The 22,415-nt window shown below is 47.2% G+C and carries 17 protein-coding genes; 8 read left to right on the top strand and 9 right to left on the bottom strand.

Features of this window, described 5'->3' with window-relative positions:
• The 4 genes from ACMVP2_RS14815 to ACMVP2_RS14830 all read right to left on the bottom strand — a co-directional run bounded on the left by ACMVP2_RS14815 (nt 1) and on the right by ACMVP2_RS14830 (nt 4,171).
• Complete coding sequence (locus tag ACMVP2_RS14815; protein WP_416864066.1) at nt 1-765, bottom strand: SDR family NAD(P)-dependent oxidoreductase; 765 nt, start codon at nt 763-765, stop codon at nt 1-3.
• The gene (locus ACMVP2_RS14820) at nt 758-1,111 is read right to left on the bottom strand and encodes an L-rhamnose mutarotase (RefSeq protein ID WP_416864067.1); all 354 of its coding nucleotides are present in this window, start codon (nt 1,109-1,111) and stop codon (nt 758-760) included. The genes ACMVP2_RS14815 and ACMVP2_RS14820 overlap by 8 nt, the downstream gene beginning before the upstream one ends.
• 10 nt (nt 1,112-1,121) lie before the next feature.
• On the bottom strand, nt 1,122-2,435 hold the full coding sequence (fucP, locus tag ACMVP2_RS14825) for an L-fucose:H+ symporter permease (protein WP_416864068.1): 1,314 nt from the start codon (nt 2,433-2,435) through the stop codon (nt 1,122-1,124).
• 119 nt (nt 2,436-2,554) lie between these two features.
• Nucleotides 2,555-4,171: a sodium:solute symporter gene (locus ACMVP2_RS14830; protein WP_416864069.1), complete on the bottom strand. Its 1,617-nt coding sequence runs from the start codon at nt 4,169-4,171 to the stop codon at nt 2,555-2,557.
• Nucleotides 4,172-4,441: 270 nt separating this feature from the next.
• Between ACMVP2_RS14830 and ACMVP2_RS14835 the strand changes: the two genes are divergently transcribed.
• The 4 genes from ACMVP2_RS14835 to ACMVP2_RS14850 are packed head-to-tail and all read left to right on the top strand — an operon-like array spanning nt 4,442 to nt 9,963.
• Nucleotides 4,442-6,220, top strand: coding sequence for a DUF1800 domain-containing protein (locus ACMVP2_RS14835; protein ID WP_416864070.1), 1,779 nt, complete (start codon nt 4,442-4,444; stop codon nt 6,218-6,220).
• Nucleotides 6,221-6,222: 2 nt separating this feature from the next.
• Nucleotides 6,223-7,923 (top strand): DUF1501 domain-containing protein, encoded by a 1,701-nt coding sequence (locus ACMVP2_RS14840; RefSeq protein WP_416864071.1) that lies wholly within the window; start codon nt 6,223-6,225, stop codon nt 7,921-7,923.
• Nucleotides 7,895-8,767, top strand: coding sequence for an outer membrane beta-barrel protein (locus ACMVP2_RS14845; RefSeq protein WP_416864072.1), 873 nt, complete (start codon nt 7,895-7,897; stop codon nt 8,765-8,767). Before ACMVP2_RS14840 ends, ACMVP2_RS14845 begins: the two co-directional genes overlap by 29 nt.
• A 2-nt stretch (nt 8,768-8,769) precedes the next feature.
• A complete protein-coding gene (locus ACMVP2_RS14850; RefSeq protein WP_416864073.1) occupies nt 8,770-9,963 on the top strand; it encodes a hypothetical protein in 1,194 nt (397 codons plus the stop codon).
• 69 nt (nt 9,964-10,032) lie between these two features.
• Here ACMVP2_RS14850 and ACMVP2_RS14855 read toward each other — a convergent pair whose 3' ends face one another.
• From ACMVP2_RS14855 to ACMVP2_RS14865, 3 genes are all read right to left on the bottom strand, one after another.
• The gene (locus ACMVP2_RS14855; protein WP_416864074.1) at nt 10,033-11,148 is read right to left on the bottom strand and encodes a Gfo/Idh/MocA family oxidoreductase; all 1,116 of its coding nucleotides are present in this window, start codon (nt 11,146-11,148) and stop codon (nt 10,033-10,035) included.
• A gap of 124 nt (nt 11,149-11,272) precedes the next feature.
• Complete coding sequence (locus ACMVP2_RS14860) at nt 11,273-12,124, bottom strand: sugar phosphate isomerase/epimerase family protein (protein WP_416864075.1); 852 nt, start codon at nt 12,122-12,124, stop codon at nt 11,273-11,275.
• A gap of 152 nt (nt 12,125-12,276) precedes the next feature.
• A complete protein-coding gene (locus ACMVP2_RS14865; RefSeq protein WP_416864076.1) occupies nt 12,277-15,753 on the bottom strand; it encodes a PVC-type heme-binding CxxCH protein in 3,477 nt (1,158 codons plus the stop codon).
• A gap of 255 nt (nt 15,754-16,008) precedes the next feature.
• Between ACMVP2_RS14865 and ACMVP2_RS14870 the strand changes: the two genes are divergently transcribed.
• From ACMVP2_RS14870 to ACMVP2_RS14880, 3 genes are all read left to right on the top strand, one after another.
• The gene (locus tag ACMVP2_RS14870) at nt 16,009-16,881 is read left to right on the top strand and encodes an AraC family transcriptional regulator (protein ID WP_317488158.1); all 873 of its coding nucleotides are present in this window, start codon (nt 16,009-16,011) and stop codon (nt 16,879-16,881) included.
• 137 nt (nt 16,882-17,018) lie between these two features.
• The gene (locus ACMVP2_RS14875; RefSeq protein ID WP_416864077.1) at nt 17,019-17,510 is read left to right on the top strand and encodes an antitoxin Xre/MbcA/ParS toxin-binding domain-containing protein; all 492 of its coding nucleotides are present in this window, start codon (nt 17,019-17,021) and stop codon (nt 17,508-17,510) included.
• Entirely contained in the window at nt 17,511-17,975 is a 465-nt protein-coding gene (locus ACMVP2_RS14880) for an RES family NAD+ phosphorylase (protein WP_416864078.1), read from the top strand.
• Nucleotides 17,976-18,065: 90 nt separating this feature from the next.
• On the opposite strand, the gene ACMVP2_RS14885 is transcribed toward ACMVP2_RS14880, so the two are convergent.
• Nucleotides 18,066-19,151: an aldose epimerase family protein gene (locus ACMVP2_RS14885; RefSeq protein ID WP_416864079.1), complete on the bottom strand. Its 1,086-nt coding sequence runs from the start codon at nt 19,149-19,151 to the stop codon at nt 18,066-18,068.
• Nucleotides 19,152-19,257: 106 nt separating this feature from the next.
• The gene (gene xylA, locus ACMVP2_RS14890; protein WP_339791921.1) at nt 19,258-20,586 is read right to left on the bottom strand and encodes a xylose isomerase; all 1,329 of its coding nucleotides are present in this window, start codon (nt 20,584-20,586) and stop codon (nt 19,258-19,260) included.
• A 280-nt stretch (nt 20,587-20,866) separates the two neighbouring features.
• Between xylA and ACMVP2_RS14895 the strand changes: the two genes are divergently transcribed.
• Nucleotides 20,867-22,381 carry a hypothetical protein gene (locus ACMVP2_RS14895; RefSeq protein WP_416864080.1) on the top strand — a complete coding sequence of 505 codons (1,515 nt, stop codon included), beginning with the start codon at nt 20,867-20,869 and terminating at the stop codon, nt 22,379-22,381.
• Nucleotides 22,382-22,415 lie beyond the last annotated feature (34 nt).

A 22,415-nucleotide genomic window follows, 5' to 3' on the forward strand; every position in this document is an offset into this window, starting at 1 on the left:
CTAGGTATTAAGTTTTATAAATCCGCCGTCAATTGGGTAATCTGTTCCGGTAATAAAAGAAGCCTCATCGGAACACAAATACAAGACCAGATGGCCAACTTCATCAGGTGTGCCCATTCGGCCTATCGGCTGTGTTTTTGAAAGTTTGTCGAACATTTCCTGCTCTTTGCCTGGGTAGTTTTTGGCTAAAAACCCATCCACAAAAGGTGTGTGCACTCTGCCGGGAGAAACGCTATTGCACCGGATATTGTCGGCCAGGTAGTCTTTGGCAACAGACAATGTCATTGCATAGATAGCCCCCTTGCTGGTGGAGTAGGCAAAACGATCAGCAATGCCCATTTGCGCAGCCACGCTGGCCATATTGAGAATTACACCGCCCCCAAGTTTTTTCATGATTGGAATAGCCTCATGAACACAATTGTAGACGCCTTTTACATTCACATCCATCACCCGTTGGAAATCGTCTTCGCTGGTTGTGTCGGCCCTACCAACGTGGGCAATGCCGGCATTATTCACCAGGATATGAATGTCGCCAATGGTTGCAAAAAGCTTTCTTACTTCAGTTTGTTTGCTGATATCGCAGATATGAGCAGTTGCAGTAAGCCCTTCAGATTTTAAATCGGCGAGGGTGGCGTCGACATTGGTTTGGTTCACGTCAATGATTTGCACGTTAGCACTGGCTTTTGCAAAAGCGAAAACGGTAGCTTTTCCAATACCACTGGCACCTCCTGTAATGACGGCTGTTCTATTTTTAAGATTATACATCCTTACTTAGTTGTTCAGTCAAAGAAAATATTTTATCCATTAAAAGCCACTTTTCGCCAGGTTTAGCTGTGGGCAGCGCCTGCTGGTACTTCCACATCAATTTTTCCCATTCCTGTACTTTTGGGTTTGTGGCATCCATCGCAGCCTTCTTCTCGAAACTAAAAGTACTATTCACATTCATCACCATAAAGAGCCGGTTGCCTGAGCGGTATATTTCCATCTGCTCTATTCCACTTTCTTTGATGCTGTCCAAAATTTCCGGCCACACATGCTGGTGATGCCTTTCATAGTCAGCTATGAGTTGTGGATCATCTTTCAGGTCAAGTGTCAGGTAGAAAGTCTGCATCTTCAGTCGTTTACGAAAGTGCTTTATTTCTTTTCATTACTCTCAGGCAATAGATGCCTACTAAAAGGAGGCAGAATAACGGTAAGATGAAAGAAAAGTTGACCTCAGGAATGGAGCCAAACAATTGCAAGTCATTTAATCCAGTTCCTCCCCAGTCGATGATGGCTCCCTGAAGAGGTGGCATCAAAGCACCACCCACTATGGCCAGTATCAGTCCTGCTGACCCTAGCTTTGCCTCATCGCCCATGCCTCTGAGGGCAATGCCATAGATCGTTGGAAACATCAGCGACATGGCAAAGGAAACACCTACCAGGCAGTACAAGCCTACCATGCCATTAATAAGTATGGCGCCGATACAAAGCACAGACCCAAGCATAGCAAAAATGAGCATCAGTCTGGCTGAGTTGATATAGCGAAAGAGAAATGTGCATATCCAGCGGGCGGTCAGAAACAAGATGGTGGAAGCTACCACATAAACCGTTGCATTTAGCTGATCATCCAGCGGTCGTGACTCGTTCAAATTGGTCACGTACTGATAAATAAACGTCCACACCATGATTTGGCAGGCAACGTAGAAAAACTGAGCCAAAACGCCTTCGTAGTAGTCCTTGTTAGAGAATAGTTTTTTGAATGTCGTTCTTAAATCGAGCTTGTCCACATGTCTGGCGGGATCGTCAATTTTCACCACCATAAACAAAATCATGATAGCGAGCACCACGAAACCAAGCACTATATAAGGAGTGCTTACAATGGAGAGGTCATGCTCAATGATTTGCTGTTTCTGTTCTAAAGACAGTAATTCAGTGGGGGCATCGGCGCCAATTTTTGTATCAAGCCTGTCGACGACATAAATCCGTGCAATCACCTGTCCTGTGAGCGCACCTATTGGGTTGAAAGCCTGTGACAGGTTCAATCGCTGCGTGGCTGTCTCTGCTGGCCCCAGCTCAAGGATCATTGGGTTAGCTGTGGTTTCCAGGAACGCCAGGCCAAACGTGAGGATATAGAATGATACTAGAAACAAGTTGTAGCTCACAAGCAGCGCCGACGGATACATGAGCAGCGACCCCAACATAAAAAGAAAGAGGCCGAGAATAATGCTCGATTTATAGCTGTACTTTCTAATGAACAGTGCTGCCGGGATGGCCATGGTGCCGTAGCCTCCGTAGAAGGCGAGTTGGACATAGGAGGCTTTTACATTGGAAATGTTTAGCACATTTTTAAACACCTCAACCATTGGGTTGGTAAGGTCGTTGGGGAAGCCCCACAAAAAGAACAGGGAAGTCACTAAGACAAACCCCAGGGTGTAGTTTTGCTTGCTCGACATAAATAGGTAGGTGTAATAAAAATGGCAGCTAACTGATCTGCCTCTCTAACATACTAAGAAAAGCGCCTCTTTCGAAGCGCTTTTCCTGTATAAGTTCATAAAATGGGGTTGATGGCTAATTATCCCGTAAAGCTGGTCATGATATAGACCACAATGGCCAGCACTACCAGCGAGAAAACAATATCCCAGGCGTTGTAACTGGCTCTGTTTTCGGTTTTTTGTTCAGCGCTCAAAGTGCTAAACGTAAGCCCTTTTATTTGTTCGGCCGATGGTGCGGCAGAAGTCATGCTGACGACCAGACAAACCAAAATGGAGAACAAAAAGAACCACGATGAAAACGTAAGGAAGTTCACGTTTCCGAAGGCATACAAGAAGCTGTCAGGGTTAAGCGAATCGCTTGCCAGCTCCAGTGAGAGTCTGATGAAAACCACAGCCATACCAACGATAAGTGTAGTTAATGCGCCCCTCGAATTGATTCTTTTGTGGAAGATGCCCAATAAGAACACAGCCGCAATTGGTGGCGCAATGTACGATTGTACCGACTGCAGGTATTCATACAATACACCCGAAATATTCTGCATGATCGGGATCCACAGGATGCCCAGCACAACGACAATCCCAGTGGCTATCCGGCCTACTTTCAGGAGCTTGTCGTCTGGGGTTTCGGGCCTTAGCTTTTTGTAAATATCAACCGTGAAAAGCGTGGAGCACGAATTAAACACTGAGGCAAGTGAACTCATCAGGGCGGCCAGCAAGCCTGCTGCCACAAGTCCTTTGAGGCCCACCGGCATCTTGGCCATCAACAACGTGGCAAAGGCCTGGTCAGGTGTGTCCCACGAAAGCTCGCCACGGTTTTTCAAGGCCAGAGCAACCACGCCTGGAATTAGAAACAGAAACACAGGAAGCAACTTTAATAACCCGCCGAAAATGGTACCCCGGCGTCCTTCTTTGATGTTTTTGGCAGACAGCACTCTTTGTACAATGTACTGGTCGGTGCACCAGTACCAAATGCCGACAATGGTGCTGGAGAAAACCAGACTTGGCCACGGAAAGTCAGGATCGCTGGGTGGGCGCCACATGTTGAGGTAGCCTGGCTCCAGCGCTGACCGCATGCCGTCCCATCCACCCACGGCATCGAGGCCAATGAAAGTAAGAGTGCCTGCACCAATAACAAGCACAATAGTTTGCAGTGCTTCGGTGTATACCACGGCCTTCATGCCTCCAAGCACAGTGTAGATGCCTGTAAGAATAACTGTCATCAAGGCGCCAAACCAAAAATCAATTTGCAATAAAGAGGCGATCACAATTCCACCGGCATACACCGTTACGGAGACTTTGGTGAGTACATAGGCCACCAGCGAAAAGACGCTGAGAAACCATCGTGTTCCCGGGCTGAATCTTTTTTCGAGAAACTCGGGCATGGTGAAAACACCACTGCGGATGTAGAAAGGAAGGAATACCCAGCCAAGCATGAGCACGATCCAGGCATGGAGCTCATAGATCAGCATAGGGATTTTGTCACCGGCTCCTGTGCCGGCAAGGCCGACCACATGCTCCGAACCGATGTTGGAAGCAAAAATGGAAGCGCCAACCACAAACCAACCGATGTTGCGGCCTGCAAGGAAGTAGTCTTCTGTAGTTTTTTGTTTTCGGGAAATGACCCAGGCGGCCAGGCCACCGATTACCACAAAATAGCCGACAATGACTATCCAGTCTAGCGTTTCAAAACTGTTCATAAGTAGGTTTAAGTAGAGTGTAAATGTTAAAATGCACTTTTTAATTATAAGTAGTGAGCGAAAGTAAAATTAAATGCTTAAAATGTGTATTGGAAAGCACTTTCCGATCAAAAGTTAGAGTCAGACTGGCTCTGATGCAATACCCTTGAGCATGTGAAACAGTGAATAGTTAATGTTATGTCTTTGTTTAATTTTCCCAAGTATACTTTATCTAATAAGAATTATAACTAATTTGAGTTTTACTCCAACAACCAGTTTACAATATAGTATATGGCGCTAACACCGTTATCAGGAACGCTGGGCAAGAAAAGGGCTGCACACCTACTGAGAAGGGCCTGTTTTGGTGCTACACTGACGCAGGTGGATGAATATGCCAGTCTTACTGCACAGGAAGCGATTGGCAGGTTATTTATGACTGATATTCCAGAACCTCCTTTGCCAGTAGACCCTTTGACAGGGCAGGAGTGGGTGGTGTCAGGCACTACCGATGCCAATAGCGAAGGGTTCGAGCTTGAACAGTACTTTTTAAGATGGCATATAGGCCAAATGCTCAGCGCAGGTATATCCAATGAGCAATCATTGGCCTATGCTTTCAGGGAACGATTGGTGGTTTTTATGCACACTCACTTTACCACAAAGAAATCGGTGGTGAATAGCAGCCGGGCGCTTTATTTCCAGAATGCACTCTTTAGGTTCTACGCTTTCGACAAAGAAGATAGATTGGTGCCGGGCGACCCGGAGTTGGTTATCCCTGATCGGATATTGGTTAAAAGCTTCAAAGGACTCACCAAAAAGATTTGCCTTGATAATGCCATGCTGGTGTTTCTGGATGGCAGACTGAACGTAAAGGGCAGCCCTAATGAGAACTATGCCAGGGAATTGATGGAGCTGTACTCTATTGGGCGAGGCCTGGAAGGAACATTGCCTGAAGCGGAATTTCAGGGTGACTACATTAACTACACCGAGGAAGACGTGCAGCAGGCGGCAAGAGTGCTTTCTGGCTTCAACACTGACGACAGCTTTTTAACTGTCGATGTGGACACAAATTTGCCGAGAGGTGTAATAAAAGGCGGTGGCGGTAGCCATGACAACGGCATTAAGACTTTTAGTGCCAGAATGGGGGGAGCCACCATTCAGCCCGACATAACTCTTCAGCCAAACGGGCAACCCAACGAGGAAAGCATGATCGACGAGGTAGATCAGCTGATTGAAATGATCTATGCCCAGCCGGAGACGGCAAGAAATATCGCCAGGAAGATTTATCGGTTCTTTATTTACCACGAAATAAACGCCGGGACTCAGAGCGGGGTAATTCAGGACATCGCCGATGTTTTTACGGCCAATGATTTCAAGCTACAGCCAACGCTGGAGACACTTTTCACAAGCAGGGAGTTTTACGAGGCCGCAGATGGTGTTGACGATGATAGCTTTGGTGGTATCATCAAGTCACCTTTAGACATGGTTGTGGGTTTCATGCGCTCATTTGGTGTGCAAGCTCCTGACTATGCCACTGACCTTGAAGGGTTTTACTCATTCACAGGATCTCTGTTAGGTAGCGTGGATGTGCAGGGAATGGACTACTACGAGCCGTTCGAGGTGGCTGGCTACTCTGCGTATCACCAGTTTCCTTTGTTCAACCGGGCCTGGATTACTACCAACTACCTGACCAATAGGTACAACTTTATCAGGCAACACCTTACCATGGAAACCCCCATGGAGCTTGGCGAGGTCAATGCACTTGAATTTGTGCAGACCCATATACCAAATGCTACTGCGGCCAATGCCAGGGCTTTGGTCATTGCGCTGGCTGGGTACTTTCTGCCGATGTCTGAAAACCTAATTTTTGATGCCAATGCAACCAATGAGATAACTGTGGAACGCCTCAATTTCTTTATGAATGCTTTTCTTTTTAGTCCGCAGATCGACCCCGACCCCGAAGCTTCCTGGACTTTCAGGTGGCAAAATGGAGTGGATACGGAAGTGATTTCAAACCAGCTCACCAATCTGTTGAATGCCATGTTGCAGTCACCGGAGTATCAATTGATGTAATTATGAGGAGGAGAAATTTTATCAGGAAACTAGGTTTTGCAGCTGGAATGCCCATCGCATTTCAGGGTGTACCTATCAAATTGCTTGCTTCCTACGAACCTCTTCAAAGGCTGGCAGCGCAAAGCGACAACGACAGGGTGTTGATTATTTTGCAAATGAACGGCGGTAACGACGGACTCAACACTTTTATACCCATAGAGCAATACGATCAATACTATAGCCGGAGAGCCAATATTGCTATACCTAACAAAGTTGGCAACCGTACGCTTATTCCTCTCGATAGCACGCTGCTGTCTCCAGACCAGGTGGGGCTCCATCCGGACATGCTGGACTTTAAGTATATGTACGATGTTGGGAAGGCTGCCATGTTTCAGGGGGTGTCCTACAAGAATAATAATGGGTCTCACTTCAGGGGCACCGACATCTGGATGATGGGTGGCACATCCGACGATTACTTCAATTCAGGTTGGGCAGGACGTTATCTCACCAGCCTTTATAGCCCGCAGAAGTATCCGGAGGATTTCCCGAATGCGGCAATGCCAGACCCTTTGGCGCTTGAAATGGGCAATGATGTATCCTTGCTTTTTCACCAGGACGGCAACATTCCGACATCGATAGGACTGGGGGGAAGCCCCACCGGCTTGGCCAATCTTGTAGATCAGCTTTCAGGGTTTGAGGATCAGGGAATAGACCCAAGGGGTATTCCTCCTGAGTTCCTGAGAACTTCGCCATACGGAAAGGAAATGGACTGGATACTCAGCCTTGAGGATAAATCAGAAACCTATATTAAACGACTACTACAGATTTACGAGAGTGCATCGGCAACAAGCGTTACTTACCCGGAAAGGTATCCCTTCAATGCACCTGGCGGCAGCAAGAGAAATCCGTTGAGTGGGCAATTTCAGCTCATAGCCAGGTTGCTTGGCGGTGGGCTGAAAACAAAGGTGTTCCTTGTGAAAATTGGTGGTTTCGACAGCCATGCTAATCAGGTGGAGGACTATGACTCGACCATGGGAGTGCACGGTGCTTTATTGTACCATATTACCTCAGCCATCAGGGCCTTTCAGCGAGACCTGCTTTCCCGAGGCATTGAGGATAAGGTACTTACAGTGACGCTATCGGAGTTTGGCAGAAGAATTGGCTCAAATGGCAGTTACGGTACCGACCATGGTACAGGTGGGCCGGTAATGATGTTTGGCAGCGGGGTGAAACCGGGTGTTTATGGTACAAACCCGGATTTAACCAAGAGTAATGTGGAAATGCAGCACGACTTCAGGCAGATCTATGCTAATATCCTGCATGAATGGATGGGTGTCGACAAGAGTGTTGTAGCAAACGATATCTTTTTTGAAGACCTGATAGAAGGCCCCAAGGAAACGGGAGGTAACTATGAGCCGATGGATCTTATCAAAGAGGTGATTCTTGGCGCTCAACAGAATCTTTCTGTTAACTTTAAAATTGAGAGCGTTTATCCCAATCCGGCATCTGATGTGGTGAACCTGAAAGTGAAAGTGAACGATGTGCAGGAGGCAGCTTTCAAACTTATTGACGAAACTGGCGCCACGGTTATGGCTTTCACGCAGCGTTTGGCGCCGGGGTCGCAGGAAATAAAAGTGCAATTGCCCAAGCTGTCGCCCGGGGTGTATCTTATAAAAGTTAATTCTGAAAAATTGAATGATGCAAAAAGACTCATTATCAATTAGGTGGCTGTTGTTGCCCGGGCTGCTACTGTTTGTTATGGCAGTAGCCGAGGCGCAACCTGTGAAAAAGCCGAAGCCTAACAAACCCAAGTATGGGTTTCTTGATACACAGTTCTGGCTGGGTGTTAAGTTTGGAACCAACTTTGCCAATCCCATGGCGCAGTCGCAGCTTTCTGGTTTCAGCCCGATTGACTACCCGTCGGATAGGCTGACGAAGACTTATGATAGCTACGCATTACCGGGTGGGCAGGCAGGCATTGAGATGACCTTTTACCACCGGGGCTTTTCTGTTGGGCTTCATCCTATGTATCAAAGAAGCAGGTACCGGTATACGAATAGTCTTGAATGGAATGGAGAGCAGGAGTCAGAAAGATTTGCCACTATCTATGAGTCGGAGCAAAGAGTCGATGTGATCAATGTGCCGATTTTTGTTAAGTATGACCTTATCCAGAACGGAAAGCTACGGCCGTTTGTGCTTGGAGGAGGTTTCTACTCGTTCCTTGTAGGTGCTGAGCGCCAGATAGAAATCACCCAAACAGACTATTCGTTCGGGGCACCGCAAACCATCGATGGTGGTACGCTTAATCTTGGAGTGAAAGACGCTTTTCAAAACTACTATGGCTGGGTGGCTGGCGGTGGTGCCAGCTTTGACTACTGGAACATTCGCACAGTGATCGAGATCACCTACAACCAATCGCTTAATAGCGTGACCCGGGAGGGTACCAGCCAAAATGAGCTGTCGTCACTGGGCGACCAGAATGATGATGTCCATTTGAGTCATATTGTGGGCAGTGTGAGCTTTGTATTCCCGCTCCGCTTTATCGACAAACAATTCCAGGCCCTTTGATTATGAAGAAACTATACTACTTAATTGTTCTACTGGTATTGCTTGGTTGCAAAAAGGATGATGAGGTTCCGGTTACTTCTTTTACCCGGATTTACGATCATAGCAACTATAATGTTGACTACAGGCCGCTTGACGTGGAAGAGGGCACGGACAGCTATGTGATCCTTGCTACCACAACGCTGGATCGAACTCAGTTTCCAGGCGTTCAGCTGGTGCAGGTTGACAAAGAAGGGGAGTTTGAGAGCAGTTACGAATTTTCAGAAAACACCATTGCTCCCACTTCTGATCTGATGAAAATCGATACTTTCTTCTATTTCTTCGCCATGGATCCGGTAAGCCTTCAGGCCAGTCTGGTTTCCTTTACTCCGGGTTTCGGAAACATTACCGCTACACCATTGAATGGTTTGCTTTATCCGCTGGCGGGTTCATTAACATCCGACAATCAGTTTTTGCTGTTGAGCTACAATCCTGATGACAAGCTATCGGTAATTTCAAAAGTAGACAGAACCGGAAGTGTTGGCTCAAGCGCAGCCTATACTATTGGCCCCGGCAGTGATGTGGAAGAAGCCATTATTAATCACTATACACAACCAGACGGTAAGTCGTTGCCCTTTTTCTGTGGCGAGGTGTCCGGTTCGCTGGTTTATTTCAACGGCTTTTTTAATTACAGCATGTCACTGGTTTTCTCCAATTTCTCGGGCGACCCGGCTGGTGTAGTGCAGGGGCAGTTTACCGACGCCGGTATCAGAAGCGTGCTCCCAATAAACGGAAGTACGTTTGCCATTTCGGGCTACCAGTTTGACGACAATTACATTTATCCATCCGTCACGCTGAGCACGGGAGGTCTTTCTTCGAGCGTTGATTTGTACACCAGCAATGCGGCGGAATGGAGACCGCACACCCCAGTTGTGCTGAAGAACTATACGCTGAACGAAGTTGAGTACATTATTTACGCAGCGGAAACCAAGAGCAGGCAAATAGCCCTGTACATGTACGAGAAGAACTCGGGCAACTTTGCTGGCCTTACCTACATTGGTTATGCCAATCCGTTTACCCTGTCTTCATTAACTGTTGATGATGAAAATCATTTGGTGGTGTTGGGTACGACGTACGTTGCGGGTCGCTTCAGAAGAATATTTGTGGAGAAGATTTCTGAGACTGATATGGAGAAGAGGGTGCTGAAAACGGAGGAGTAACTCTCTGGAGAGCACAAGAAAAAGCCTTACCTGATCACTCGGGTAAGGCTTTTTATTTGTGCATTAATTTTACTTTGACAGCGTGAAGTCCGGCATTTTAATTGGCTGGCCGCCTTTCATAGCAGATTCGTGCGCCAAAATACCCACACAAGTGATATTAGCTGACTGACGGGCATTTGGATACGGCTCTCTTTTCTCCTGCAAGGCATTGACAAATTCGTTGACCAGATGGGGATGAGAGCCTCCATGACCAGAGCCCTGTATAAAGGACAGGTGCTGGTTGTCGTCGGAGTCGTAGACGCCAGCAGTGGTGAACGACTGGATTTCTTTCGGGAGCAAATGTGCATAGTCAGGTATAGTCACTTTTTCTGGCGTCTCACCGGTGTGAATCACACTTTGTTCGTGTTCAATCAGCGTCCACTCGAATGACTTTTTGGAGCCATACACGTCGAAGCTCTCACGATACTGGCGGGCAGTGTTGAAGAGAGAACGGGTGATTTCAGCTGCCAGGTCGGAATCTTTGAATTTGATATGGCAGGTTTCAATGGCAAACGGAGAGTTGTAGACAGGAATTAGTTTCTCGTCGATGCGGCCTGAACCCAGGCACGACACTTGCTCAGCCTCCCCTTTGGTGAGCGCCAGCACAGGGCCAACGCAGTGGGTGGCGTAGTACATGGGAGGCAAACCTTCCCAGTAGCCAGGCCAGCCAGCCATTTCCTGCTGGTGCGAGGCTCTAAGGAACTGGATGCGGCCCATTTCACCTTTCTCGTACATTTCTTTCACAAACAGAAATTCACGGCTGTAGATCACCGTTTCCATCATCATATAGGTGAGGCCGGTTGCCTTTACCAGCTCCACAATCTGCCGACATTCGTCCACAGTGGTGGCCATGGGCACTGTGCAGGCTACGTGCTTGCCAGCCTTGAGTGCCGCAATTGACTGCTTTGCATGGTCTGGAATAGGCGTGTTGATATGCACTGCGTCAACGTTTGGATCTTTCAGCAGCTCGTCGTAGTCGGTGTAGCGCTTTTCGATGCCGAAGGCATCGCCGATTTCATTCAGCTTTTCTTTGTTGCGCTGACAAATGGCATACATGTTGGCGCCTGGCAGCTTTTGATAGATGGGGATGAATTCGGCTCCGAAGCCGAGTCCTATGATTGCGATGTTGATGGGTTTATTTGCCATGATTGTATGTGTTTGTACTGAGTAAATCTCAAAAATTACTATTTGATTACTTGGGATACCTGCCTTCCCTTCCAGGTCTTGCAGATATGACACTCCGGAAGACGATTATCGAGAAAGAGTAAAATTATTTCGCCCATTGCCTAAGAAATTTCAGCCCCTCTTCTGCAAAGATGTCTTGTGTAGGAGCGAATGGCTTCCAAATGCAAACGGCACCGGCAAGTTCCTGCACATTGGGAGTGAAGCTTTCTATCGAAATCACACCATTGTAGCCAACAGCTTCAAGTCCAGTTTTCAAATCATTCCAATTGGTCATGCCAGTGCCCGGAATGCCTCTGTGGTTTTCTGAAACCTGCACGTGAATGAGCTTATCACCGACCGTTTTCACTGCATCGTTCAGGTTTTTTTCTTCTATGGTCATGTGGAAGCTGTCTATCAATACCCTTGCCGCCGGGTGATTGATGTCGTTGATCAGCTTCATCAGATCCTCCGAATTATTGATGAGGTCGGTTTCGAAGCGGTTTAGTGCCTCCAATGCTATTGATAATCCTCGTTTCTGAGCACTCTCGCACACCTTTCGCAAATTAGTAACCGCCAAATTCCATTCTTTTTTTCTTTGTTCGGGAGACACAAGGCGTGCTTTTCCAACCGCTGAATACATGGGCCCGGCTACGAACCTGGCTCCTACGGCTTCGCAGATATCGAAACATTGCTCTATGTAATTGAAGCAGTTTTTGTGAATGGCAGGATCTTCGTTGGTTAAGTCTCTCGTTGGCCCAAACGCTCCACAAATAATTGGGCTGATGTCATTGTCCTTAAGGGCACGGTTCAATATGCCGGTATCGATCAACGCAGGATCTTCCACGGCAATTTCTACGGCATCGAAACCTATTTTTCGGATTTTCGGAAAAAGTGATACAGAATCGGAGCTGAAAGGACTCGTCCAAAGCCAGGTGCTTGCTGCAAATTGTACATTCATTAGCCTTTAATTCTTTTAGAAGCCTCAGGTTCCACCCCGGCATTTGCCGGGGTGGACGGTTCTGAGACCGGTAGGTAAGTTTGGTAATGGATAAAGGAAATCAAGACTCACGTCTGAAGCAAGTGCCTTGACGTGAGTTTGATATTTTCAATTTAGTCGGCTGATTTGCCGTTTGTTACTTTCAAAATGCCATTCATGATCCTCCAGTGGCCCGGGAAAGTACACAGGTACGGGTAGTTGCCTGGCTCCGATGGTGCAGTGAAGGTCAACACTACTTTTTCTCCCGGATTTACCAGCCTGGTTGAGTAAAGCAGTTCCGGAACATCAGGTATGTAGCTCTTCTCAGCGCCGTTGGCATCAGCCGCCATTTTGTCTGCAGCGGCTCCCACGGTTTCCAGTGTGCCTGGTTTCACAATGAGCAGGTTATGCTGCATGAAGTCGACGTTTTCAAAAATAATAGCGATGGTCTGGCCTGCCTCTACTTCAAGTGTTTTGAGGTCATATTCCATTTTGTTTGGAATTGTCTTCAGCACGATCACCTTGTCGGCGTCAAGAGAAGCCGATAGGTTATTGTCGCCGCCCACTTCTGCCACCAGGTTGTAAATGCCCCGGGTGAAGCGTTCTATGGTGCCGCTTTTAACCCCGGTCATGCCATCAGCTTCCTTGTCGATGCGCAGCCCCTGTTTTAGCTCCTTGTCAAACAACCCTCCGGTTTTTACAGAAACCGCCGGGACATTATTCACGATAAAAGTGGCACCTGCCTCGGTTAGCTGAAACTCCCATTTGAAGCTCACCGGCATATCGGCCGTACCTTTTCCGGTATATGTTTTCCCATTCTGGTTGACCACGACAATGAAGTCATCGTTGTCGGCAAATACACCATAGCCGTTAACCTTGTCTCCGTGCTGGATAAGCATCCCGTTGAGTATGGTATTGCCTTTCCAGATATTGCCGCTGAGGTAAATCTCTTTGCCTACCACTGAAGGGAAGTCAGCTGCAGCTACATACTTGGTGCCGCCAAGGTTCAGGAGCGTGAAGCTGGTGCTGGAATAGATTTGCTCCGTGAGTCCTTCGGGCTTAAGTTCGGTTGTGTTTTGCAGGTAGGTTGCAATGAAACCGTTTTTGTGGGCTAGCGACCCGGCCCTTACAGCCTTGGATAGCCATTGATCGGCTGCATTTTCTTCGTTGAGGCTAGCTTCAAAGAACATTTTACCCAGCTCGTTGGAAGGAGCCATGTAACACGCCTCGATAAATGCAGCGAGTCTTGTGTTAAGATTAGGGTCATTAAATGACCCAGCGTTGAAATATGATTCCAATGTAGTAGCATTCTTTGGCAAAGCCTGAATGGCAGCTTTCCTAACGCCCGGATTTGCATTGCGTAAGGCGTTGGTCACTATTCGTGTAGCTTCCTCATTTGTTCCATTCAGTGCGCCAAGGCCTTCAATTGCCCAAATGGCATGAATGGCTGGTGCATTTACGCCTATCTCATCTTCTTTGGATGAGCCAATCAATTCATAAAGCTGTGGAAGGATGTTTTGGTCACCTTCCTCAACAATCAGACGCTGGGCAGTAAGCCTCCAAAACATATTGCTGCTTTTCAAGCCTTTGATGAGGGAAGCTGGTTCTTTGCGGTCGAGAACGATCTTTTCGGCCTCCGGGGCACCTTTGTAGGAAATCTTGTAAATCCGGCCATGGGTGCGGTCACGTAGTGGGTTCACATGCGCATTTCCTTTTCCATTTTCGAAGCCAGTCGGGGTAGGGTTGTGCTGAATGATGAAGTTGTACCAATCGAGTACCCACAGGTTGCCATCAGGGCCCACTTCCGCATGCACAGGTGACATGTACTCATCGGAGGCCGCCATCATGTTCCAGCCGTCGCTTTCTTTGAAGCCGGCGCCGTCTACTTCAAATATGCCTTTGTGTAGCAGCTTGCCGGTTGGCTCGGCTATGAAAGCAACCCTGTTCCAATATTCTTTCGGGAAGCGACGGGCAGTATAAAAGTTGTGCCCGGCTGCAGCTGTGAATCCGCCAAACACATCGACCTGCCTGTAGTTTTTGGTTACAGGATGCATGGCGTAGTGGCCGTCCAGTTTGGTGGCGAAGTCGTTCGAGAAGTTTTTCACTTTTTTGGTGAAGGCATAGGGTACATTGACATATGCCGTGTGGGTATTGTTGGCGGTCGAAACAAAAATGTCGTTGTTTTCGGTGAAGCCCAGTCCCCATGTGTTGTTGGTTGTGCGGGTGTGGTGCGACATGTGTTTGAAGTCACGGCTGAGGTTGAAGACTGCCTGGTCATACTCAAAATCATCGTCGCCAATTTTACCTTCAAAGCCAGAGTAGCCTACGGTGCCCCAAATTTTGTTGTTGAACCCGTATCTTAAGTTGGATGGTCCGGCATGAGTGTCAGATACTCCCCAGCCTCCCATTACTTCTTCTCTTACGTCTGCCTTGTCATCACCATCGGTGTCTTTCAAAAACAAGAACAATGGTGCTTGCGAAATCAGGATGCCCCCGTTCACAAATACTATACTGGTTGGTATGTTGAGCTTGTCGGCGAATACTGTGAACTTGTCGGCCTTGCCATCACCATCGGTGTCTTCCAGAATTTTGATTCTGTCGTCACCCACACCGTCTTCGTCACGCACGGTGTTGGGGTAGTCAACGGTTTCAACCACCCAAAGGCGGCCTTTTTCGTCCCAGGCCATGGCAATTGGGTTGATGATATCAGGCTCCGATGCGAAAAGCGACAGCTCGAACCCCGGAGGTATTTGGATATGTGTCATTGACGAATCGGGAGACAAGGGTGCTTGAAGCTTTGGTGCCGGGTCTCTCTTTTCGTAGTTGGGTATTACGGCGTCTGAATAGCTGAGCCTGGCTATTTTGTATTGTTTGGCTTTCTGTGCTGCCTCGTCGCCCACAGCCCAAAAAATCCCATTTGTTACAAGATCCTGGAAGCCAGGGTTATTCCATGTGCGCTCGTCGTGTCCGTAAGCGGTATAAAACACTCTGCCTTTGCCCTGGTTTCTTACCCATGTCCATGGCTCGTGATGATCGCCTTCCACTCTTTCCATCAGAACGGTGTTGTCGCTGGCGAGCTTGTCGTGCACGTAGGTTTCATCCCATGTTTCAAAAGTCGATAGACCTTGCATCACGGGATGCTCCGGCATCAGGATGTCGGCTGTGAAAGCGCCTGTTTCATGCGTTTTGAACTGTCCCCCCATCAGATTGACCACTTTTGGCGAATTACGGAAACACCAGGTGGCACAATGGATGGGGATGAAGCCTTTACCGCCCTCAACAAAATCCAGCAACGCTTTTTCCTGTGAGGAAGTAATTGAATCGTGGTTGGCATAAAGGATAAGTCCATCAAATTTGGCCAGGTTGGTGGCGTTCAAATCATTGGGATCGTTCGTGTAGGAAATGTTAATGCCCTTTTGTGCGACGGCCTGCGCCAGGATAGGAGCATATTTTTCTGAAGGATGGTGCTCACTTGCATGTCCCAGAAAAAGGATTTCCAGCCTCCTTGGGCCACTGTCATTGCTGCATGAGGTAAAGAACAGGGTGATTGCCAAAATGAGAAGCCCGAGAACTGCTCTGGCGGAGGTTAAAGTAGGTATTGTGTATTTCATTACTTAGTTGTTTTCGACTACCGATTACGCTTGGATGATTATTATTTATTCAACAATGAGGCGTATTTAAAATGCATGTGATCTGTCAATCTGACAACACAGTTCATTTTTGACTATCAATATTGCAAAATAGAATTCACTAATGCTCTCACTTTTTTGACCTGTTCTGACTTTATTTTAACTTACTTATCAGTCATTTATTCTTTTTTATGAGAAAATTGTGGCACTGAAACCAAGCCGTATCGCATTTCACCCATGAGAGTTCCTATTCAAAAATCCGCCATTCCTGATTCAAGGGTATTTGTTATCAAAGACCTGCAGGATGCGTATTTCGACCCCAACTGGCATTTTCACCCGGAGTATCAACTCTTTGTCGTGCTCAAGGGCCATGGAACCAGGTTTGTCGGGGATACGATCAAGCCCTTCAAGGAAGGCGACCTGTTACTTTCTGGTCCTAATCTGCCCCATCTGTGGCGGTGCCATGAGTCTTATTTTGCCAAGGACAGTCAGCTGTCAACAAGAGGTATTGTTATTTACTTCGATGAGAATTTTCTAGGCCATCAAATGTTGGAAAAAGAGGAACTTGCTGGTTTGAAGTATCTCTTCGAAAAAGCAAAGCGAGGGCTGGAATATTATGGACATACACGGAGTCAGGTAAAAGAGTGGATGCTCAAAATGGTGAATTCGGAGGGGATCGAAAGCGTTATTCAGTTTTTGAAGATACTCAGTGCACTTGCACATTCGAAGGAGTACAGATATGTGTCGTCGGGCCCGGCCAGTTTTCAATTGAAAGCGTCTGACGGAGACCGGATGAATCTGGTTCATCACTACGTCATTGACAACTTTAGACAGAAGATTACGCTTGAAGAAGCGGCATCGCTGGCGAACCTGAGCCCAGTCGCCTTCAGCAGGTATTTTAAAACGAGGGCGAACAAGACCTTCTCCTCATTTGTAAGTGAGGTAAGAGTGGGGCAGGCCTGTCATATGCTTGTGGACGGTGAACTTTCCGTGGCGGCCGTTGGATTTGAATGTGGCTACAAAACGCTTTCCAACTTCAATCGTCAGTTCAGGGAGATCACGGGCATGGCTCCGCTGGAGTATAGAAAAGAGTATCGGAAAGTGATTTAACCAGGAGTCTCTTGAAAAAAGCTACATTGTTGTAACTAAATTATTGCAAAAAGCGTATATTAGTATTGCAAATGCAATAACTCCATAAGCTGATGTAAGTAGGTAAGCAGTTGGAGTGGGCGAAAAGAAAACAATTTATGGCTGAGGAAAGCAATAGGTCTGAAAAGCGTTCGTGGCGGATAGCAAACGTGAATAACGAAGTGGCTACAATTAATGTAGACACGGAAGCGTACCATTTTCTCAAGCCTTATGCTCAGAATGATGATCCGCCGTTGATGGCCAAAGAGCCGGAGCTTGTTTATGAACGCATTAAGCCAATGGTGCAATACCTGGGCTATAGTCAGCAGGAGTTATCTGGTGTGCTGGAAGTTGATCCCAGCACGTTATTCAGGTGGGATAAAGGTGATAAAACGATAGGTAAAATGAGATCCAAAGCCATGTATGATATTGACCACATCATTGCTAAGGGGGTGAAGGTTTTTGGGTCGGAGAAGCAATTGAAAGAATGGCTCTCTACTGTCAACCAGGCCTTGGGCAATCAAAAGCCTATTGAATTAATCAAAAGCCCCTATGGAATAGAGCTGGTTGACAATGCTATGGAGGCGCTGTTGTGGGGCAACGTTTTGTAGGTGAAATACTTTCGACTAATCAATAAGATATTTGCCTCAACGCCCCTGGGCTATGGAAGGGCTGGCGGCAGGTGGAATTTCCCCGGCACCCCCATTATTTATGCCAGCAACGTCAGCGCCATCACGTTTATGGAACTGCTGGCTATTAAGGGGCCAGTAGTGGCGAACGGGTCATGGGTATTGATCACCATTCAGATAAATGCAGACGCACCTCACCTGATGTCGGAGGATTTGCCGCCTGACTGGGGTCGTCGCCCTTACCCGACCTCCACTCAGGCGTTTGGTACCAATTGGGCGCAGCGTATGATGTCACCCTTTTTGAAGGTGCCCTCTTGCCGTATTCCATTGTCCAGCTATTCGGCGGAGCATAACCTCTTGATCAACCCATTGCACCCGGAAGCTATGAAATCAATTAAGATTATAGCTAAAGAAGAGGTGTCATTCGAGTTGAATGAATGGGGCTGATCAGAAAATTCGGGTGGGTTTAGAGAAGTTTTATAGAAAAAAAGCACTGCCCTAAGGACAGTGCTTTTTGTTTCTGCACCAATGTGGTCACTACTCCATCAGGCTTATTTTGTACACGGTTGTTTCGTGGTATGTTTCCCCTGGTTTCAGCAGGGCGCTTGGGAAGTCAGGCTTGTTGGGTGAGTCAGGGAAATGCTGCGTTTCCAAGCAAAAGCCAGTATTTCTACTGTAAGGTATCCCATCGTCACTTTTCACGCTGCCGTTCAGGAAGTTGCCGGTATAGAACTGGACGCCTGGTTGGGTGGTGGCCATGTCGAGCCTTCTGCCAGAAATAGAGTCGGTAGCGATGGCCCCTGGTCTTAATTTTCCCGGCTCTCCGTCAATTACGAAATTGTGATCGTAGCCGTAAGGATCGCCACCAGTATCTGCTATTCTGGAGCCAATTTTCATGGCCGGGCCAAAGTCGAACGGTGTTCCTGCCACGGGGGCCAATTCACCGGTAGGAATTAGCCCAGCATCCACAGGTGTGTACTTTTGTGCTTTAATCCTTAACTCATGGTTCAAGATGGTGTTGGCGGGGCTCCCGGTCAGGTTAAAGTAACTGTGGTTAGTGAGGTTGAGAACAGTAGCTTTATCAGAAGTGGCTGTGTAGTCGATCTTTAGCTCATTTTTGGCAGTCAAAGTATAAACTACTTTCACTTGCAGGTTGCCAGGATATCCTTCCTCGCCGTCGGCACTCAAGTAGCTGAGTTCCAGCGAAGGCTCGTCTCCATCCACTGCCTTGGCCACCCACACTTGCTTGTCAAAGCCTTTTTTGCCGCCGTGAAGGTGATTCTCTCCGTTGTTTTTAGCCAGAGTATAAGTTTCTCCATCAATGGTAAACTGACCTTTGGCTATTCTGTTAGCATATCGGCCTGCGATTGCCCCAAAAAACGGATGGCCGGCCAGGTATGTTTTCAAACTATCGAAGCCCAAGACAATGGAAGAAACCTTTCCATTTTTGTCGGGGAAATTCCACTTAGTAACAATTCCGCCATAGTTGGTGATTTTCACTTCAGAACCGGCGTCGTTAGTCAGCGTGAATAGCTGAACCTTTTTGCCATCTACCTCACCCCAATCTGCAGCAGATATGTGGGAGGCGGTTGTAGTCTCCTCGGTCTTTTCTTTAGTAGGCATTGTGCAAGCGTTTAGGCCCAGGGCCAATAAGCAAAGTAGTATAGTAGGTTTCATATTGGTGAGGTAAAGCCAGAGCATCGCTTTTGATACTCTGGCTGGTTTTGGTCTAGATGTACCTGTTGATCAGGTTCTCGATATATTCCTGACGACCACTGGTCATGGCTGGCTCTCCGTTTTCGGCAGCATAGTTGCGAAGATCTTCCAAAGAGAGCTTACCCTGCTCAAATTCTTTGCCTTTTCCGCTATCGAATGAGGCATAACGGTCTTTGCGAATCTTCTTGTATTCCGACTTTTGCAAAATATTGTCGGCAGCTACCAGTGCACGGGCGAAGATGTCGACGCCACCAATGTGGGCATAGAACAAGTCCTCCATGTCAGTAGAGTTTCTTCTGATCTTAGCATCGAAGTTGATGCCACCACCACCAAAGCCTCCGTTTTGCAGAATGATCATCATAGCTTCGGTCACCTCGGTGATATCGTTAGGGAACTGATCAGTATCCCAGCCGTTCTGGTAATCGCCTCTGTTGGCATCAATAGAACCAAGCAAGCCTGCATCGGATGCTACTTGTAGTTCATGGGTGAATGTATGACCAGCTAATGTAGCATGGTTTACTTCGATATTCAGTTTGAAATCTTTGAGCAAATCGTGCTGACGAAGGAAACCAATTACAGTGGCTGAGTCGTAGTCGTACTGATGCTTGGTGGGCTCGCATGGCTTAGGCTCAATGAAGAAGGTGCCTTTGAAGCCTTGCTTACGGGCATAGTCTTTGGCTTTGTGAAGGAACATCGCCAGGTGATCCTGCTCTCTCTTCATGTCCGTGTTCAGTAGCGACATGTAGCCTTCACGACCTCCCCAGAACACGTAATTTTCGCCTCCAAGATAGATTGTCGCATCCAAAGCGGCTTTTACCTGCGCTGCACCGTGTGACAGCACATGGAAATCCGGGTTGGTAGAAGCGCCATTCATGTACCGGACATGAGAGAAAAGATTAGCTGTGCCCCAGAGTAATTTTACGCCGCTGGCCGCCTGTTTTTTCTTGGCATACTCAGCAAGGGCCTGAAGCCTTTTTTCATTTTCAACCACGTTGTTGCCATAGTCAACCACGTCCACGTCGTGGAAGCAATAGTACGGAAGGCCCAATTTTGTCATGAATTCGAAAGCAGCATCCATCTTGTCTTTTGCTCTTTCTACTGCATCGCCTTTCACGTCCCAGGGGAAAATATGCGTAGGTGCTCCGAAAGGATCGGCACCACTGCCAACAAAGGAGTGCCAGTAGGCTACTGCAAACCGCAAGTGCTCCTTCATAGTTTTGCCTGCTACTACTTTATTTTCGTCATACCAGCGATAGGCCATAGGGTTGTCGGAGCCCTGTCCTTCAAATTTAATTTGACCTATGCCTTTAAAAAATTCTTTTTCTCCAAGAGTTATTGCCATGTTTTAAGTGTTTTTAGGGGTTTAAAAAACAGGGCGTTAAGTTAGCAGAATAATGAGATGAAGGCGAAATATTTTCCATTTTATAACTTTTCCCAATTGTTATTCCGCTGGGAATGGTAGCGTCAATTGCGTCATGATGAAAAATTGTTTGTGGCATCTCCAACCTTTCGATTTCGATTTCCGTCTACTCTTCAGCTTTACCATCCACATCTACTGACCGAAACTTCTACCGGGTGAATTTTTTAAAGCGAGTAGCAATATTTTTAATTTTCAAATAAACATGAAGGTCAAATTTCTTAACTTTTTTGCAGCCACTGCCCTGGTGGGTATGTTTGCTGCCTGTTCTGGCGACGACGATGCACTTCCAGGTGAAAATGAAAACCCAGGAAGTCAAAAAGCATCAATAAAGCTTTCTTTTAACCCGCCTCCACTTTTCAACGCTTCCGAAAGGCAACCAGCATATGCTGTAATTGCCATGACGGACAACAATCAGGTAGAGGTGGTGAGCAATAAGAAAGTAACACTTTCCCTCAAGGCAGGGAGTTATTTCACTGAGGAATTTGAAATGCCTTCGGCCACGTACCGGCTTTCCAGCTTTGTAGTTTTCAATGCAGAGGATAAAGTGGTGCTGGCAACTCCGCACGAAGGATCGCTGAAGGGAGGGGAGCTCCAGATGGGCTTGCCACTGGTGGTTGACGGAAAAGCAGGGGGTGCAATTGTGGCTAACACAGAAGTGGGCCAGGTCTTTGTGGTGGAGGATGCAGCTGACTTTGGTTACGCTGTCGAGGTTTTTGGCGGAAAGAGCGATGAAGTGACCCTTGTTTCTTTTAGTGCATCTGTCAATGTTGGTGGGTTTGTTTATGACGATGTCAAGCCGTCGGTATTAATTACGGCTACCGACGACGAAGGTAATTCGTGGTCAGTTGGCAGAGATATTGAAGGCGTGAAGAATATCAGTATTCCGACAAGATTCGACAATTATTACATTAGCTGGACGCACTGGGGCGATATTTACGAGAGAGAGCTGACAAGAGAGGAGCTTTTTGAGAAGCGTGCAGTGAAACTGGAAGGGCAAAAGGCAGCCAAAAGGCTGAAGAGTGAGACTGAGTTTATGCTGCTGGCTGAGGGTTCGAAGCTGGAAAGCCACGTAGATTACATTTACAATGAGGAAGGCAAGCTAGCCAGGAGAGATTTTTATCACTTCGATCACGATACCAATGAGTGGGTACTCCAGCTAATCACATGGTACGAGTATAAGAACGGCCGACTGGATAACGTCAAAAGGACTATGGACAACACGCTGCTTGATACGCAGCAGTACTATTACAGAAGCGATGGCAAGGTTTCAAAAGTTGTGCAAACAGGATTAAACGGAGGTCAGGAAGCTGTCTGGTTATATAACTCGCAAACGGATACGTTTACTGGCATACGGTACAGTTTTGACAATGGGAATTTTTTCACCTATCACTACGAATTTGATAAAGGAAACATCGTTTCTGAATATTCGGGTGTGGGTGGTACAGCGGGATCTAGTTCCAGCCAAAAGCACTACGATTCTTTTATCAACCCACACTATTTGCTGGGAATTACCGACTATTTCCTTCGTGAGTCAAGTAAGAACAACGTGAATGGTCAGACTCAAAGTTATGCCGGGAGCTTCCCAATATATGTGCCTGGCCAGTACACCTATACTTATCAAAGCGGCTACCCTATGGAGAAGCAGGTGAAGTATGTTGGCTACCAGAATCCAACTGCCACGTATACTTCAAAGACTGTTTACGAATACGAAAACTAACGGGCCAAATAACTAAAAGGGCTGCTATTGTTTA

The sequence above is a fragment of the Imperialibacter sp. genome (genome assembly GCF_048007035.1).
GTDB lineage: Bacteria > Bacteroidota > Bacteroidia > Cytophagales > Cyclobacteriaceae > Imperialibacter.

Coding starts and splice junctions, on each gene's coding strand:
- ACMVP2_RS14815 (WP_416864066.1), bottom strand. CDS start 765: ATGTATAATCTTAAAAATAGAACAGCCGTCATTACAGGAGGTGCCAGT.
- ACMVP2_RS14850 (WP_416864073.1), top strand. CDS start 8,770: ATGAAGAAACTATACTACTTAATTGTTCTACTGGTATTGCTTGGTTGC.
- ACMVP2_RS14875 (WP_416864077.1), top strand. CDS start 17,019: ATGGCTGAGGAAAGCAATAGGTCTGAAAAGCGTTCGTGGCGGATAGCA.
- fucP (WP_416864068.1), bottom strand. CDS start 2,435: ATGTCGAGCAAGCAAAACTACACCCTGGGGTTTGTCTTAGTGACTTCC.
- ACMVP2_RS14895 (WP_416864080.1), top strand. CDS start 20,867: ATGAAGGTCAAATTTCTTAACTTTTTTGCAGCCACTGCCCTGGTGGGT.
- ACMVP2_RS14885 (WP_416864079.1), bottom strand. CDS start 19,151: ATGCCTACTAAAGAAAAGACCGAGGAGACTACAACCGCCTCCCACATA.
- ACMVP2_RS14870 (WP_317488158.1), top strand. CDS start 16,009: ATGAGAGTTCCTATTCAAAAATCCGCCATTCCTGATTCAAGGGTATTT.
- ACMVP2_RS14845 (WP_416864072.1), top strand. CDS start 7,895: ATGATGCAAAAAGACTCATTATCAATTAGGTGGCTGTTGTTGCCCGGG.
- ACMVP2_RS14820 (WP_416864067.1), bottom strand. CDS start 1,111: ATGCAGACTTTCTACCTGACACTTGACCTGAAAGATGATCCACAACTC.
- ACMVP2_RS14865 (WP_416864076.1), bottom strand. CDS start 15,753: ATGAAATACACAATACCTACTTTAACCTCCGCCAGAGCAGTTCTCGGG.
- ACMVP2_RS14860 (WP_416864075.1), bottom strand. CDS start 12,124: ATGAATGTACAATTTGCAGCAAGCACCTGGCTTTGGACGAGTCCTTTC.
- ACMVP2_RS14855 (WP_416864074.1), bottom strand. CDS start 11,148: ATGGCAAATAAACCCATCAACATCGCAATCATAGGACTCGGCTTCGGA.
- ACMVP2_RS14840 (WP_416864071.1), top strand. CDS start 6,223: ATGAGGAGGAGAAATTTTATCAGGAAACTAGGTTTTGCAGCTGGAATG.
- xylA (WP_339791921.1), bottom strand. CDS start 20,586: ATGGCAATAACTCTTGGAGAAAAAGAATTTTTTAAAGGCATAGGTCAA.
- ACMVP2_RS14830 (WP_416864069.1), bottom strand. CDS start 4,171: ATGAACAGTTTTGAAACGCTAGACTGGATAGTCATTGTCGGCTATTTT.
- ACMVP2_RS14835 (WP_416864070.1), top strand. CDS start 4,442: ATGGCGCTAACACCGTTATCAGGAACGCTGGGCAAGAAAAGGGCTGCA.